This window comes from Verminephrobacter eiseniae EF01-2, assembly GCF_000015565.1.
GTDB classification, from domain to species: Bacteria; Pseudomonadota; Gammaproteobacteria; order Burkholderiales; family Burkholderiaceae_C; genus Acidovorax; species Acidovorax eiseniae.
In genome coordinates, this window is record NC_008786.1 from 2,464,016 (window position 1) to 2,478,675 (window position 14,660).

The window sequence follows — 14,660 nt, forward strand, 5'->3', positions numbered from 1 at the left end:
ACCGATAATCGCGCCCCTATGGCACTCATCACCTTGCTCGACGCCCAACTCGCCTATGGCCATGTGGCATTGCTGGACCATGCCGACTTCGTGCTGGAAAGCGCCGAGCGCGTCGGCCTGATTGGCCGCAATGGCGCGGGCAAGTCTTCGCTGCTGAAGATTCTGGCCGGCCTGGCCCCGGCCGATGACGGCGCATTGCATTCGTCCCCGGGGCTGCGCATTGCCCTGGTGGCGCAGGAGCCGGTGCTCGACCCCTGCGCCAGCGTTTTCCGGGCCGCGTCCGAGGGCTTGCAGCGGGTGATTGCGATCCGTGACCAGTACCTGGGCGGCGCCGCTGGTCTGGACCTCGATGCCTTGCAGTCCGAGATCGAAGCCCATGACGCCTGGAACTGGGAGCAGCGCGTGCAAGAAACGCTGCAGCGGCTGCATCTGCCGCCGGATGCGCTGGTGGGCAGTTTGTCGGGCGGCACCCGCAAGCGCGTGGCCTTGGCGCAAGCCCTGGTCGCTCGCCCGGATGTGTTGCTGCTGGACGAGCCGACCAACCACCTGGACCTGGAGGCGATCGAATGGCTCGAAGACCTGCTGCTGGCCTTTTCCGGCAGCGTGGTCACCATCACCCACGACCGCTCGTTCCTGGACCGCGTTGCCACGCGCATCGTCGAACTCGACCGGGGGCAACTGCGCTCTTACCCGGGCAACTTTGCGCAGTACCTGCGCCACAAGGACGAGCAACTGGCGCAGGAGGCCGGCAGCGCGGCCAAGGCCGACAAGCTCTTGGCGCAAGAGGAGGTCTGGATACGGCGCGGCGTGCAGGCGCGCCGCACCCGCAGCGAAAGCCGCATCAGCCGCCTGGAGCGGTTGCGGGCGCAGCGGCAGGCGCGCCGTGAAGTCATCGGCAGCGTGCGCATGGAGGTGGCGACAGCGGGGGCCGCCGGCGCCGGCTATCAGGGCAAGATCGTGGCCGAGCTGACCGGGGTCGGCAAGTCCTTTGGCGCCAAGACCATCGTGCGCGACTTCAGCAGCACGATACTGCGCGGCGACAAGGTGGGCTTGACAGGCCCCAATGGCGCCGGCAAGACCAGCCTGCTGAAAATGATCCTGGGCGAACTGCCGCCCGACCAGGGGCGGGTGCGCCAAGGCGCAAACCTGCAGGTGGCGTACTTTGACCAACTGCGCGAGACCATCGCGCTCGACGCGACGCTGGAGGACTTCATCAGCCCGGGCAGCGAATGGATAGAGATCGGCCAGCAGCGCAAGCATGTCAGAAGCTATCTGGGCGACTTCCTGTTTTCCCCTGCCCGGGCGCGTTCGCCGGTCCGCTCGCTGTCCGGCGGCGAGCGCAGCCGGCTGCTGCTGGCGCGCTTGTTCGCGCGCCCGGCGAATGTGCTGGTGCTCGACGAGCCGACCAACGATCTGGACATGGACACGCTGGAGCTGCTCGAAGAACTGCTGGAGAACTACGCCGGCACGGTGTTTCTGGTCAGCCACGACCGGACCTTTCTGGACAACGTGGTCGGCAGCATCATCGCGTTCGAGGGCGACGGACTCTGGCGCGAATACGCCGGCGGCGTGCAGGACTGGCTGCTGCAAGCCGGGCGCAGCCGGGCGGCCGGTGCTGCGGCCGTCGCCGCCAGGCCCGCAGCCATGGCAACCACCGCAACCGCAGCAACCACGGCAACCACGGCAACCACGCAGGCGCCGCAGCGCGCGAAGATGCCGGTCCAGCCCGCCAAGCTGAGCTACAAGGAGCAGCGCGCGCTGGAGCAACTGCCGGCGCAGATCACGGCGCTGGAGACCGAGCAGCAGGGATTGCAGCGGGCCTTGGCCGATGGACTGCTTTTCCGCACCGACCCTGCCGCTGCCGTCGCGCTGACGAGCCGGGTCGCGGCCATCGATGAGGAACTGATGGCGGCGCTGGAGCGTTGGACGGCGTTGTCCGACGGGCAGCGCCGCTGAGCAAAAAATCAGATGCGGTGGTGCCCGCGCCCGGTCTCTGCGCGCAGGCGCGCGATCAGGGCCGGCGCAATCTGGCCCAACGGCAAGACCTCGTCTGCGGCGCCGTGGGCAATGGCTTCGCGTGGCATGCCGAAGACGATGCAACTGGCCTCGTCCTGCACATAGTTGTAGCTGCCCGCGTCCTTCATCTGCCGCATCGCGGCGGCGCCATCGCTGCCCATGCCGGTGAGCATGATGCCCAGCGCATTCGGCCCGAGCACCGTTGCCGCCGACTGGAACAGCACCGCGACAGAGGGCTTGTGGCGGTTCACCGGGGGGCCGTCATCGACCACGGCGACATAGTTGGCGCCGCTGCGGGCGAGATGAAACTGCGTCCCGCCCGGCGCGATGTAGGCATGGCCGGGCAAGATGCGCTCGGCGTTGACCGCTTCCTTGACCGTGATCTGGCACAGCCCGTTCAAGCGGGCCGCAAAACTGGTGGTAAAGCCCGGCGGCATATGCTGGGTGATGCAGATGCCGGGCATATCTGCCGGCATCGGCAGCAGGACTTTCCTGATCGCCTCGGTGCCGCCGGTAGAGGCGCCGATGCAGATCAGCTTTTCCGTGGACAGGCGCCCGAGAAGGGCGGGGGCCGCGCCGCCCGCTGCACCAGGTGCACCTGGCACGCCGGGAGCGCCAGCGGGCGCAACGGCCCGGCGCACCTGTGCCACCGCTGCGACCCGCACCTTGTCGACGATCTGCGCGGCCAACTCGTCGAGGCCGCTGGCCAGGCCGACGCGCGGCTTGGCCACGAAATCGACCGCGCCCAGCTCCAGCGCCTTGAGCGTGACCTCTGCGCCGCGCTCGGTCAGCGTGGAGATCATCACCACCGGCATGGGCCGCAGGCGCATCAGGCGCCCGAGGAAATCGATGCCATCCATGCGCGGCATTTCCACGTCCAGCGTGAGCACGTCCGGATCGAGCTCGCGGATCAACTCGCGCGCCACCAACGGGTCATTGGCCGTGCCGACGCACGCCATGTCATGCTGGCGGTTGATGATCCCGGTCAGCAGACTGCGCACCAAGGCCGAATCGTCGACCACGAGCACCCGGATTTTCCTGCCCATCGTGCTCATCGCATCGGGCCTTCCTCAAAACAGATCCACCGACCCGCCCGCGTTGCTGCTGGCCACGGCGGCGGCATCGCGTATTTCCTGCGCCACCAGCGTTTCCGGATGGGCATGCACCAGGCGCTTGACCATGGCTTTGCCGGTCACCGGAAAGAAAACCACCTTGCGCGGATAGATGTCCAGCACATCCTCGGAGACGATCGGAATGCGCTCGGTGTGCAGGTAGTTCAAAACGAAATCGGTGTTGCGCTCGCCAACGTTCATCGTCGCGAAGTTGTGCATCACCTGGGCGCCGCCAAAAATCTTCGCCTGCATGGTCTCGCGCCGGGCGCCGAGCTTGAGCATCTCGTTGATCAACAGCTCCATCGCATACGAGCCATAGCGGCCCGGGGCTTCTGCCGGGTCGCCATCGGGCAGCATGAAATGGTTCATGCCGCCCACCTGCGCGCGGCTGTCCCACAGGCAGGCGGCGATGCAAGACCCGAGCACGGTCATGATGACCATGCTCTCGTTGGAGACGAAATACTCCCCGGGCAAAATCTTCACCGCGTTGTGCTGGAAATGCGGGTCCAGATAGAAAAAGGAAGCCTCTCCCGGCTTGCCGCTGCGCGCCTTGAGCTCCTGCAACGATGACGCGCGCGCGGCCGTGCTGCCCGGCGCGTAGATGTCGGCGCTCAGCGGTGCGATGCGCGGCGCGCGGCGCCGCTCGGGCCGGCCTGGCGGGGGATTGGTCATGGGTGTGCCGGGCAAAACGACATGGGCAGTGAACCGGTCAGCGGCGCTCATACACCGTCTTGCCGCGCAGCGCGAACAGCGTGCGCGACTCGCTGAAGTTCTCGGCATGGCCGACAAACAGCAGGCCCCCGGGCTTGAGCACCCGGTGGATGCGCGCGAGCACCCGCTGCTGCGTCGGCGCGTCGAAATAAATCATCACATTGCGGCAAAAGACCATGTCGAAAGGCTCCTGGAAAGGCCAGTCATCGTGGATCAGGTTCACGCTGATGAAGTCGATGTGCTGGCGCAGTTCGGGCTTGACCCGCACCATCCCGGCGTTGCCACCCTTGCCGCGAAGAAAGAACCGCTGCAAACGCTCGGCGCCAAGCCGCTTCAAGCCATCGAGCCGATACACCCCCTGCGCGGCCGTGGCCAGCACGCGCGAGTCGATATCACTGGCGACGAGCGTGAAAGCCGCATGGGCGCCGAGGGTCTCCAGCACCGTCATCGCGATCGAGTAAGGCTCCTCCCCGGTGGAGGCGGCGCTGCACCACAGCCGCCAATTCGGCGCTGGCGCCGATGCGGCCGCCGACTTGGCGCGCAAATGCGCAGCCAATATCCCGAAGTGATGCTGCTCGCGAAAGAAGGCCGTCAGGTTGGTGGTCAGCGCATTCACGAACTCCTGCCACTCCGGCCCGTCGTGCGTTTGCAGCCAGGCCAGGTAGTCGTGAAAACTGCGGTGCCCGGTATCGCGCAAGCGCCGCGAGAGGCGGCTGTACACCATCGCGTGCTTGCCGTCATGCAGGTTGATCCCGGCGCGCTGATGGATCAGCGCCTGCACCCGCGCAAAGTCGGCCTGGGTCCAGGCAAATTCGCGCCCCTGCTCCAGCGGTCCCGAGGGGGGCGCAGGCCGTATCGGCAATGGGGCGGCGCAGGTGCTCTCGGGCATGGTGCTACGGGTCCGGCCGCAGGTGGGTGTGGGTCAGGGGGGGGGTGAGGCGCCCGGGTGGTTGACGCCCGAAGGCTATTCGTTGGCGGCCGCCAGCCCCATGTCCGCGCTGGCCATGAGTTTTTCGATGTCCAGCAAAATCAGCATCCGCTCGCCGACCGAGCCCAGTCCGAGGATGCAACCGTTGTCGATGGCGCTGTCCACATCGGGCGCCGGGTGAATGCTGTCGGGCGTCAGTCCCATCACATCGCTGACCGAATCGACCACGATGCCGACCACCCGGCTGCGCAAATTCAAAATGATGACCACGGTAAAGCTGTTGTAGTCCGCCTGCGCACAGTGGAACTTCAGGCGCATGTCGACAATGGGAACGATGGTGCCCCGCAGATTGACCACGCCCTTGATGAAATCGGGGGCATTGGCAATCCGCGTCGGCGGCTCATAGCCGCGGATTTCCTGCACCTTCAGAATGTCGATGCCGTATTCCTCTTGGTCCAGGCGGAAGGTCAGATACTCGCGCGCGCCCGCCGGCGCGGCATCGGCAGTCTTGGCGATCACAGTCATGGGGCTTCTCCTTGGGAATCACGGTTTTTCATCGCGCATGAAGCGGGCCTGCGCCTGCGCCAGGCCGCCGGCGCCGCCCCTCGATGGGCCGGGGATGGCATATCAATGCCGCGCCCGGCGCACCAGGCCCCCCGTGTCCAGAATCAAGGCCACCGTACCGTCGCCGAGAATGGTGGCGCCCGACACATTCGGAACCTTGCGGTAGTTCGACTCCAGATTCTTCACGACCACCTGGTGCTGGCCGAGCAGTTCATCGACGAGCAGCGCAACGCGGCTGCCGTCATCTTCGACCACCACCATGATGCAACTGGACTTGTCCAGGTCGAAGCGCGGCACCTGGAAAATCTTCTCCAGCGCGATCACCGGCATGTATTCGTCGCGCACCTTCACCAACTGCGACCCTTGCGCCACCGTGCTGACCGCGTCGGTATCGACCTGGAACGACTCGACCACGCAAGACAGCGGCAGGATGTAGACCTCCTCGCCCACCCCCACCGACATGCCGTCCATGATGGCCAGCGTCAGCGGCAGGCGCACCGAGACCTTCATGCCGTAGCCTTCGGCGGAATCGACTTCGACCGATCCGTTGAGCGCCGCAATATTGCGCTTGACCACATCCATGCCCACACCGCGCCCGGACACATCGGTGACCTGGTCGGCGGTGGAAAAGCCCGGAGCGAAGATCAGTTGCCAGACATCCGCGTCCGCCATCTGCTCGGAGACCTCCAGCCCGCGCTCGCGCGCTTTGCGCAGAATCTTCCGGCGCGCCAGGCCCCGGCCGTCGTCACGCACTTCAATGACGATGGAGCCGCCCTGGTGGGCCGCTGACAGCGTGATCGTGCCCTGCTCGGGCTTGCCCATGGCCAGGCGGTCGGCGGGCAGTTCGATGCCATGGTCGCAGCTATTGCGCACCAGGTGCGTCAGCGGGTCGATGATTTTTTCCACCAGCCCCTTGTCCAACTCGGTGGCTTCGCCCAAGGTCACCAGTTCGACCTTCTTGCCCAGTTTGTTGGCCAGATCGCGCAACATGCGCGGGAAGCGGTTGAAAACGATGGACATCGGGATCATGCGGATCGACATCACCGACTCCTGCAGATCGCGGGTGTTGCGGTCCAGGTCGGCCAGACCGGCCAGCAACTGCTGATAAGCGCTGGCGTCCAGCCCACGGCTGTTTTGCGCCAGCATGGCCTGGGTAATCACCAACTCGCCGACCAGGTTGATCAACTGATCCACCTTTTTCACATCGACACGAATGGTCGTTGACTCCACCTGCGCCTGCGCTGCGGCCTTGGGCTCAGCGCCCGCTTTCGGCTCGGCGCCCTTCGGCTCGGCATCGGCCTTGATCTCGGCGCCCGCCTCGGGCGCCGGCACCGGGGCCACCGGCGCGGTGGGCGGCGCGCCGGGCGCGCCGGTGAAAAACTCGTAAGGGGCCTGGCTGGCGGCGCTTGGAGCGACCGGGGCCGCAGCGGCGTCACGCAACTGCACTTGCTCCTTGGCGACATGAAACGCCAAAAGATCGAGCAGCTCCTCATTGCTGGCCGCCGTCTGCACCGCAAACCAACGGGCATTGGCCGGTGCGCCGGCAAGGTCGCGGATGCTGCCCAGGCCGGGAATGTCGCGGAACAGTTCCCTGATCGCGTCGGCCTGCTCCGGCCGCTCCAGCGGGCCGATCCGGATTTCCAGCGCCCGGGCCTGCCCGGCAAACGCCGGCGCCAGCGCCTTCGGGGCGGTCTGCGCCGGGGCTGGCGTCGCCGCCGCAGTAGCAGAAGCCGCAGCCGCAGCCGCAGCCGCCGCATCATCGGGCAGCAGCCCGGCGGCCAGATCAGCGATTCGGCGCAGCAGCGCTGTGGTGGACACGGCCTGGCCCTGGCCGCCGGCCTGATGGCGGGCCAACAGATGGCGCGCTGCGTCGGCAGACTCCAGCAGCACGTCCACCATCTGCGCAACGGCTTGCACCTCGTGGCGGCGCAAGCGGTCCAGCAGCGACTCCATCTGGTGCGTCAGTTCGGCCACATCCGCGAAGCCGAAGGTGGCCGAGCCGCCCTTGATCGAGTGGGCGCAGCGGAAGATGCCGTTGAGTTCCTCGTCATTGGCGCTGCGCAGGTCCAGTTCCAGCAGCATCTGCTCCATCAGGTCGAGGTTCTCGCTGGCCTCCTCGAAGAAGATTTGATAGAACTGGCCCAGGTCGAAATCGGCGCCTGCACCCGATACTTCCTGGCGGGTTTGCTCCATGGTGCTCTCCTGTGTCTGCGCTGGTTTCGATCCATCGGGCTTCAACGGATCACTTTCTGAATCACCTCGATCAGGCGATGGGGATCGAAGGGCTTGACCAGCCAGCCCGTCGCGCCCGCCGTGCGGCCGGCCTGTTTCATCTGGTCACTCGATTCGGTGGTCAGGATCAGGATCGGGATGGTCTTGAATTTGGGCAGCTCGCGCAGCTTGCGGGTCAGGCCCAGGCCGTCGAGCCGTGGCATGTTCTGGTCTGCCAGCACCAGATCGATGCGGTGGGTCTCGGCCTTTTCCAGGGCATCTTGCCCGTCCACGGCCTCCACGACGTGATAGCCGGCGCCGGTCAGGGTGAACGCCACCATTTTCCGCATCGAAGGTGAATCATCTACGGCAAGAATCGATGGCATGTAGGGCTCCAACGGGTTTGCAGGGGGAGACATCAAAACAGGTCGACGGAACCTGCGTCCATCTCGCTTTGCGTGACCGGGTTGGGCCGGTCCGGCGCCATCTCGGCAAAGGGCGCCGCGTCTTCGCCCTCCTCATGGCCCATCGCGTCCGAGGCCAGGCGAAAGGCGCAGCCCTGCAGCACCTTGGTGGTGTGCCAGATCAGTTGCGAGGCCATGTCCTGAAACTGCAACTCGGTCACGGCGTTGCGCAGCGCCGACCGGGCCGCCCGCAGTTCGGGCCAAGTGCCGACCACGCCATCCGTCAACGAGGCGTTGGCCGCACCGAAGCACTCCAGCAAATTGTCGGTGGCATGGTTGAGCAGCCCCTCCAGGCGCTGCAGGTCATGCATCACGACCAGCAGCGAATCCTGCAGTTCCGCCGCCACCATGACGGGAACCTGCACCGCAGGCCCGGTGGATGTCGTTGGCGTAGATGGCATCGTTTCTCCGTCACAAGGGGGCCGCACGGCACGCAAAACACAGGATTACGATAGGGGATCAGGATTTTTTGCGGCCATCGTGCAAACCACGACGCCCGCGCCCATTGGACACCGACGCGGCCACCGGCAAGCGCTCTTGTTTGTTCCAGTTTGTTCCCTTTTGTATTTTTGCGAGAGCACTTCGATGGTCAGCGCAACGAGCGATCAGCCCCTGGAGATACTGCACCTGGAAGATTCACCGGTGGACCATGAATTGGTGGCGCTGACACTGCGCCGATCCGGCGTCGCTTGCCAACTGCGGCAGGTCGACCGCCTGCCCGAATTTCAACGGCTGACCGACGCCGGGTCGTTCGACATCATCCTGGCAGATTACCGATTGCCCGGATTCACGGCACTCGATGCCTGGGCGCATGTAGCGCAAAAGCCGCAGCACCCGCCGTTCATTTTGCTGACCGGCGCCATCGGCGAGGCCGCCGCCGTCGACGCGATGCGCCTTGGCGTGGCGGACTACCTGCTCAAAGACGCAATGCCGCGCCTGCCCCAGGTGATCGCGCGCGCCATCGAGGTGCACGAAGCGCGCCGGGCGCGCGAACGGGCGGTGGCCGAACTGGCCATCTCCGAGCGCCGGCTGGCAGAGCTGGCAGAGCACCTGCAAACATCGATCGAGCAGGAACGCGCAGCGATTGCGCGCGAAATCCACGACGACATCGGCGGCGCCCTGACGGCCGTGCGCGTTGCCGTGGCCTGGATCGGCCGCCACGGCAGCGACCCGGCGCTGCTCGAACATGCGCGCTCTGCCGCCGAGATGCTGCAGCACGCGATCGGGGCGAGCCAGCGCATCATGATGAACCTGCGCCCGCCGATCCTCGAACAAGGACTGGTGGCGGCCATCCAATGGCTGGCCGCCGGGTTCGAGCGCCGCACCGGCGTAGCCACCCGCGTGCGCAGCAGCGGCGAGGCCATCCAGACCTCGCCGGACATCCGCCTGGTCGCCTACCGCACGGCCCAGGAAGCGCTGACCAATGTGTCAAAACATGCACAGGCCGGCCGGGTGGAGATCGAACTGTCCGACAAGAAAGGGATGCTGACATTGGAAGTGGCCGACGACGGACTCGGCATCGCCCCCGGGATGCTGGACAAACCCCAGGCTTTCGGGCTCAAGGGGCTGCAGGAACGCGCCCGAACCGTCGGCGGCTGGCTGGACATCAGCAGCCGGCCCGGCCATGGTAGCTGCGTCACCTTGTCGATCCCGCTACCATCGCTGCCACCAACCATCCCGGGAGCCAGGCAATGATTCATGTGGTCTTGTGCGATGACCATGCCGTCCTGCGGCGCGGGATACGCGACACCCTGGCAGAGGCGCCCGAGATCGAAGTCACCGCAGAGGCGGGCAATTCCTGCGAACTGCGCGAGGTGCTCAGGAGCGCCGCCTGCGACGTGCTGCTGCTGGACCTGAGCATGCCTGGCCGCAGCGGCCTGGACGTGTTGGCCAGCCTGCGGGAAACCCATGGCGACATCAAGGTGCTGGTGCTGTCGATGTACCAGGAAGACCAGTACGCATTGCGCTGCCTGAAGGCCGGCGCGCAGGGCTATGCCAACAAGGCGGGCGATCCGCTGGAACTGATCGCCGCCGTGCGCACCGTGATGCAGGGCCGCAAATACCTGACCGCAGAAGTGGCGCAGTTGCTGGCAGACAGCCTGGCGCAGCCCGAGCCGCAGGCCCCGCACAGCGCGTTGTCCGAACGGGAGCTGCAGACCTTGCTCAAGATCGCCTCGGGCCGCAGGCTGTCGGACATTGCCGAAGAACTGATGCTCAGCCCGAAAACCGTCAGCGTGTACCGCTCGCGGGTGCTGGAGAAATTGAAGCTGACGAACAACGCCGAGCTCACCGTCTATGCCATCCGCAACCAACTGGTCTGATGGGTCTGATGGGTCTGATCACAGGCTCCAACGGGCCTGCATCGCCGGCCGCTGGCCGTAGCCGGCGTACCAGGCGCCGACCTGCCGATAGCGGTCGCGCCAGCCGAGGTCGGCAAACCGCAGGTCCAGATACCACAGTGCGCAGCCGACGGCGATGCTGCCGATATCGGCCCGACCGGCCCCGCCCGTCAATTGGCCGGGCGCGGCGTCCAGAGCCGCCAGTGCGGTCTCGATCTTGTCGAGTTGGGCCGTTTTCCAGTCCTCCCAGCGCAGCGGCTCGGGCCGGGCCGCATCTTCATAGCGCGCCAGCAGCGCGGCGTCGAGCATGCCGTCGCCCAGCGCTTGCAGCGTCAGCGCCGCCCAGCGCGCCGGCCCGGGCGCCGGGAACAGCCCGCCCCCGGCCAGGTCGTTCAGATACTCGCAGATCACCCGGCTGTCGTAGAGCACCTGGCCATCGTCGGTGAAGAAGGTCGGCACCTTGCCCAGCGGGTTGTGGGCAATGATCGCGCGGTCGCGCTGGATCGGGTGGGCCTGGGACGGCAGCAGCGCGATGCGCTCGTTCAAACCGAGCTCCAGGCCCGTCACCAGGCATTTGCGGACATAGGGCGAGGTGGGCGAAAAGAGGATTTTCATGCTGTCGTCTCGTATCGAGCGGGTTGGCGGGCGATGTGGCGCGCCGCAATCCAGCCAAAAGTCATGGCCGGTCCGAGTGTGATCCCGGGCGCCGGATACTGGCCGCCCATCACGGAATGCAGATCGTTGCCGACGGCATACAAACCCGTGATGGGCCGGTCTCCGGCGCCGAGCACCTGGGCATTTTCGTTGCAGCGCAGGCCGACGGCGGTGCCGATATCGCCGGGATACACCTTCACGGCGTAAAAAGGCCCGGTTTGCAGCGGCCCCAGGCAAGGGTTCGGGGTCTGGTCGGCAGCGCCCAGGTAGCGGTTGTAGGCGTTGCCGCCCTTGCCGAAATCGGGGTCTTCGCCGCTGGCGGCAAAGCCGCTGAAGCGCTCGGCGCTGCGCTCCAGCGCGTCGGGGTCGAGCCCGAGCAACTGCGCCAGGCCCCGCAGGGTGTCGGCCCGGTGCAGATAGCCGGCGCGCACCAGCCGCGCCCGCGCCCGCGCGCGCCCGCCCGGCAGGGCCAGGCCCAGGCCCCAGCGCTCGATGAACGGCGCGTCGCACACCAGGTAAGCGGGAATGCCGGGAACGCCTTGGTGCGAGCGGTACATGGCCAGAACGAACTCGTGGTACGAAGCCGATTCGTTGACGAAGCGCTGCGCCGCGCGGTTGACCGCCATCAAGCCGGGCTTGGCGCGCTCCCAGACCAAATGGGGGTAGCGCAGTTCGGTGCCATCGGGCTGCCGGAGTATCGACACCGGCGCCCAGAAGGCCGGATGGGCGTGGCCGGTGCCCAGCGTGGCGCCCAGCGCGAGCGCCAGCCTGATGCCATCGCCGCTGTTGCCCTGCGGCGCCATCGACCATGGCCCGGTCGGCCGGGGGTAGAGTTCGGCGCGCAGCTTTTCGCTCCAGGGAAAGCCCCCGGTGGCGAGCACGACGGCGCGGCGCGCGCGCACCCGGACCGGCTTGCCAGCGCGCAGCACCGTCACGCCCGTCACGCCCGTCACGTCCGTCACGCCCGTCACGCCCGTCACGCCCGGCGCGCTGCCGGCGGCCACATGTATCTGCTCCAGCGGCGCGTTCAGCCAGTACGGCACGCGGCGCTCGATCAGGCTCTTGAACAGGCGCGCGGCCAGCGCGTTGCCCAGCACCAGGCGCGTGCCGCGGTGGTAGCCGCGCAGGCGGTCGGCCGCATGGCGCAGCACCAGTTTCATGCCTGCGCGCCAGGACTGGAACGACTTCGTGACCGACAACAGGTGCTGGGCATCGGCCATCGTGACCATCATGCCGCCGAGCACCATGAACTCGGGCAGCGGGTCGCGCAGGTGGCAAAAATGCGCTCCCAGCAGGCGGCCATCGAACATCACCGGGTCCATCGAACGCCCGCCGAGCGCGGCACCCGCGCGGTCGGGGTAGTAGTCGGGCGAGTAGCTGCGCCCGGCCAGCCTGACGGCGGTGTGGGCCTCGAACCAGTCGAGCATCGCCGCAGCCGCGTCGAGAAAAGCCTGCTGCATAGGCTGCGCAGCCGCGTCACCGACCACATTGCGCATGTAGCGCTGCACCTGGTCCATGGTGTCGGGGTGGCCTGATGGCTGGCTCTGCGCGTTCAGCGGGAGCCACAAGGCGCCGCCCGATATGGCGGTCGAACCGCCGATGCGGCCGGTCTTTTCGATCAGCAGCACCTGCAAGCCGGCGGCTGCCGCCGTGATCGCCGCCGACATGCCGCCGGCGCCCGAGCCGGCCACCACCACATCGTATTCATGCTCGTCGTGCAGCGATGGCATCGCTGTCATGCGGCGATGCCGCCAAGGGATTTGCCGCCATCGACGAGCAGCACCTGGCCGGTGATGAAGCCGGTCTGCGGCGCGGCCAGAAAGGACACGGCCTGCGCGATGTCCTCGGGCCGGCCGGCCTGGCCGGTGGGCTGCAGCGCCAGTTGCGCGCGCAGGCGCGCGGGACTGAGTGCGCGCAGCATCGGCGTGGCGATCAGGCCCGGCGCAATGGCGTTGACCAGGATGCCGCGCGGCGCCAGTTCCAGTGCGCTGGCGCGGGTGTAGCCCACCAGCGCAGCCTTGGAGGCCACGTAGTGCGGGTGGTTTCTGGCGCCCAGGTAGGCGCGCGAGGCGATGTTGACGATGCGTCCGCCGCCCGGCATCCGCTGGACGCTTGCCTGCGTCAGCGTGGCCACGGCGATCAGGTTGATCTCGTAGGCGCGGCGGAAGTCGGCGCTGCTGACTTCAAGGAACGGGCGCTCGTCGAAGGCGCCGGCGTTGTTCACCAAGGCCGTGATCGGCGGCAGCGCCTGGACCAGCGCGCGCACGGCGGCCTCGTCGGTCAGGTCCAGCACATGGCAGGCGACATCCAGGCCCAGCGCGTGCAGGCGCGCGGTCTCCTTGTCGGCCAGGGCGCGGTCGCGGTCGATCAGCGCCAGACGGAAACCATCGCGCGCCAGGCGTTCCACCGTGGCCAGGCCCATGCCGCTGGCGCCGCCGGTGACGAGTGCGAGGGGTTTGTTGGCCATCATTCACAGGCCGAACCGGCTGGCGTCGATCTGGCGGTAGAGGTTGTCGTCGAGCACTTTGAAGACCGCGTCCTCATCGCCACGGTCCACCCCCTCGAGCAGCCCCTTCCACTTGGCTTCAAGCCCAAGGTAGGCGCGGATCAGGTCGCTCGGGTCGGCGATTTTGCGCGCCGCCATCGCCGCTTTGGGCAGGTTGGCGATGCTGGCCTTGTTGAAAGCGGCCAGGCTGGCTTTGAGGTCGTCCGACGGTGCCAGCAACTCGATGCCGCGCTTGCGCGCGCCGTCGAGCGCCGCCTGCACGCTCAGGTGGTAGGCCACCTGCGCCCGTGCGGTGGCGCGGGCCATGGCATCGAGCAGAATGCGGCGCTCTGCGGGCTGGAGGCTCTGCCAGAAATCGGGGTTGTAGACATGGCTGGCGCCGACCACCACGCCCATCGGCAGCAGCGTCACCGACTTGGCCACCTCCCACAGCTTGGCGCCCTTGTCCAGCATCGACGGGTCGCTCAGCGTGCAGTCGATCGAGCCGCGCTCGATGCCGGTGTAGATGTCGGGGGAGGGCACCGACACCGGCACTGCACCGATGGCCTTGATCCATTCGGACTGCGCGCCGCCGGCCGTGCGGATTTTCAGACCCTTGGCGTCACCGAGCTTGCGAATCGCCTTGCCACAGACAAAGTGATAGACCGGGGTGGAGTAGCCGCTGCCGAAAACGCCGGCATTTTTCTTCCACTCGGCCTGCAACTTGGGGTGGGTCAGCGCCAACTCGGTGTAGGCAAAGGCGGCTGCGATGTCATCGTCGGCGACGAAGACCAGGTCATTGATCACGTTGTTCAGCGGAAACTCGGCCGGCGTGTAGCCCGGATAGACGATACCGACCACCGCCACACGGTCGCGGATGCCCTGCATCGTGGACTTGGCCGGGAGCAGCGAACCGTTGGAGTGCACCTCGAACCTGAGCGCACCGTGGCTGCTGCGGGCTACGTCGGCCGACCATCGCTGATAGCTGGCGTCGTTCAGCACATGCCCCGGCGCCAGCCAGTTCGTGGCCATGTGGGGCTTTGGCTGCCGGGCGGCGCAGGGCAGTGCGCAAGCGGTGATGACGGTGGCAGCGATGGCGGTGGTGATGGCGGCGGCGATCGGGGTGTCGTTCGGGAGTTTCATGCGCGGGACCTCGGACAGAGGGTGGTCAGGGAA

14 protein-coding genes are annotated in these 14,660 nt (G+C 67.0%); 3 read left to right on the plus strand and 11 right to left on the minus strand.

What is annotated here, in order from left to right; translation table 11 throughout:
- Positions 1–18 precede the first annotated feature (18 nt).
- The gene (locus VEIS_RS10610) at positions 19–1,956 is read left to right on the plus strand and encodes an ABC-F family ATP-binding cassette domain-containing protein (RefSeq protein ID WP_011809925.1); all 1,938 of its coding nucleotides are present in this window, start codon (positions 19–21) and stop codon (positions 1,954–1,956) included.
- 8 nt (positions 1,957–1,964) lie between these two features.
- Here the strand turns inward: VEIS_RS10610 and VEIS_RS10615 are convergent, their stop codons facing one another.
- From VEIS_RS10615 to VEIS_RS10645, 7 genes are all read right to left on the minus strand, one after another.
- Positions 1,965–3,062 (minus strand): protein-glutamate methylesterase/protein-glutamine glutaminase, encoded by a 1,098-nt coding sequence (locus tag VEIS_RS10615; RefSeq protein WP_041950744.1) that lies wholly within the window; start codon positions 3,060–3,062, stop codon positions 1,965–1,967.
- 24 nt (positions 3,063–3,086) lie between these two features.
- Complete coding sequence (gene cheD, locus VEIS_RS10620) at positions 3,087–3,800, minus strand: chemoreceptor glutamine deamidase CheD (protein ID WP_041949957.1); 714 nt, start codon at positions 3,798–3,800, stop codon at positions 3,087–3,089.
- A gap of 37 nt (positions 3,801–3,837) precedes the next feature.
- Positions 3,838–4,728: a CheR family methyltransferase gene (locus VEIS_RS10625; protein WP_011809928.1), complete on the minus strand. Its 891-nt coding sequence runs from the start codon at positions 4,726–4,728 to the stop codon at positions 3,838–3,840.
- Positions 4,729–4,803: 75 nt separating this feature from the next.
- Complete coding sequence (locus VEIS_RS10630; RefSeq protein WP_011809929.1) at positions 4,804–5,292, minus strand: chemotaxis protein CheW; 489 nt, start codon at positions 5,290–5,292, stop codon at positions 4,804–4,806.
- A gap of 102 nt (positions 5,293–5,394) precedes the next feature.
- Positions 5,395–7,524, minus strand: coding sequence for a chemotaxis protein CheW (locus VEIS_RS10635; protein WP_011809930.1), 2,130 nt, complete (start codon positions 7,522–7,524; stop codon positions 5,395–5,397).
- A gap of 41 nt (positions 7,525–7,565) precedes the next feature.
- On the minus strand, positions 7,566–7,928 hold the full coding sequence (locus tag VEIS_RS10640; protein ID WP_011809931.1) for a response regulator: 363 nt from the start codon (positions 7,926–7,928) through the stop codon (positions 7,566–7,568).
- A gap of 32 nt (positions 7,929–7,960) precedes the next feature.
- Entirely contained in the window at positions 7,961–8,407 is a 447-nt protein-coding gene (locus VEIS_RS10645) for a hypothetical protein (protein WP_011809932.1), read from the minus strand.
- A 184-nt stretch (positions 8,408–8,591) separates the two neighbouring features.
- On the opposite strand from VEIS_RS10645, the gene VEIS_RS10650 reads away from it, so the two are divergent.
- Positions 8,592–9,701, plus strand: coding sequence for a hybrid sensor histidine kinase/response regulator (locus VEIS_RS10650; protein ID WP_041949958.1), 1,110 nt, complete (start codon positions 8,592–8,594; stop codon positions 9,699–9,701).
- A complete protein-coding gene (locus VEIS_RS10655) occupies positions 9,698–10,327 on the plus strand; it encodes a response regulator (protein ID WP_011809934.1) in 630 nt (209 codons plus the stop codon). The genes VEIS_RS10650 and VEIS_RS10655 overlap by 4 nt, the downstream gene beginning before the upstream one ends.
- A gap of 18 nt (positions 10,328–10,345) precedes the next feature.
- Here the strand turns inward: VEIS_RS10655 and VEIS_RS10660 are convergent, their stop codons facing one another.
- From VEIS_RS10660 to VEIS_RS10675, 4 genes are read right to left on the minus strand one after another with little or no spacing between them, the layout of a single operon-like run.
- Positions 10,346–10,960: a glutathione S-transferase gene (locus VEIS_RS10660; protein WP_011809935.1), complete on the minus strand. Its 615-nt coding sequence runs from the start codon at positions 10,958–10,960 to the stop codon at positions 10,346–10,348.
- Entirely contained in the window at positions 10,957–12,729 is a 1,773-nt protein-coding gene (locus tag VEIS_RS10665; protein ID WP_041950746.1) for an FAD-binding protein, read from the minus strand. The genes VEIS_RS10660 and VEIS_RS10665 overlap by 4 nt, the downstream gene beginning before the upstream one ends.
- A gap of 5 nt (positions 12,730–12,734) precedes the next feature.
- Positions 12,735–13,469, minus strand: coding sequence for an SDR family NAD(P)-dependent oxidoreductase (locus VEIS_RS10670; RefSeq protein WP_011809937.1), 735 nt, complete (start codon positions 13,467–13,469; stop codon positions 12,735–12,737).
- Positions 13,470–14,627 (minus strand): C4-dicarboxylate TRAP transporter substrate-binding protein, encoded by a 1,158-nt coding sequence (locus tag VEIS_RS10675; RefSeq protein ID WP_011809938.1) that lies wholly within the window; start codon positions 14,625–14,627, stop codon positions 13,470–13,472.
- Positions 14,628–14,660 lie beyond the last annotated feature (33 nt).

Excerpts from the sequence above, each read along its gene's own strand:
- VEIS_RS10660 (WP_011809935.1), bottom strand. The coding sequence starts at position 10,960 with ATGAAAATCCTCTTTTCGCCCACCTCGCCCTATGTCCGCAAATGCCTG.
- VEIS_RS10645 (WP_011809932.1), bottom strand. The coding sequence starts at position 8,407 with ATGCCATCTACGCCAACGACATCCACCGGGCCTGCGGTGCAGGTTCCC.
- VEIS_RS10640 (WP_011809931.1), bottom strand. The coding sequence starts at position 7,928 with ATGCCATCGATTCTTGCCGTAGATGATTCACCTTCGATGCGGAAAATG.
- VEIS_RS10630 (WP_011809929.1), bottom strand. The coding sequence starts at position 5,292 with ATGACTGTGATCGCCAAGACTGCCGATGCCGCGCCGGCGGGCGCGCGC.
- VEIS_RS10650 (WP_041949958.1), top strand. The coding sequence starts at position 8,592 with ATGGTCAGCGCAACGAGCGATCAGCCCCTGGAGATACTGCACCTGGAA.
- VEIS_RS10635 (WP_011809930.1), bottom strand. The coding sequence starts at position 7,524 with ATGGAGCAAACCCGCCAGGAAGTATCGGGTGCAGGCGCCGATTTCGAC.
- VEIS_RS10625 (WP_011809928.1), bottom strand. The coding sequence starts at position 4,728 with ATGCCCGAGAGCACCTGCGCCGCCCCATTGCCGATACGGCCTGCGCCC.
- cheD (WP_041949957.1), bottom strand. The coding sequence starts at position 3,800 with ATGACCAATCCCCCGCCAGGCCGGCCCGAGCGGCGCCGCGCGCCGCGC.
- VEIS_RS10610 (WP_011809925.1), top strand. The coding sequence starts at position 19 with ATGGCACTCATCACCTTGCTCGACGCCCAACTCGCCTATGGCCATGTG.
- VEIS_RS10675 (WP_011809938.1), bottom strand. The coding sequence starts at position 14,627 with ATGAAACTCCCGAACGACACCCCGATCGCCGCCGCCATCACCACCGCC.
- VEIS_RS10665 (WP_041950746.1), bottom strand. The coding sequence starts at position 12,729 with ATGCCATCGCTGCACGACGAGCATGAATACGATGTGGTGGTGGCCGGC.
- VEIS_RS10670 (WP_011809937.1), bottom strand. The coding sequence starts at position 13,469 with ATGATGGCCAACAAACCCCTCGCACTCGTCACCGGCGGCGCCAGCGGC.
- VEIS_RS10655 (WP_011809934.1), top strand. The coding sequence starts at position 9,698 with ATGATTCATGTGGTCTTGTGCGATGACCATGCCGTCCTGCGGCGCGGG.
- VEIS_RS10615 (WP_041950744.1), bottom strand. The coding sequence starts at position 3,062 with ATGGGCAGGAAAATCCGGGTGCTCGTGGTCGACGATTCGGCCTTGGTG.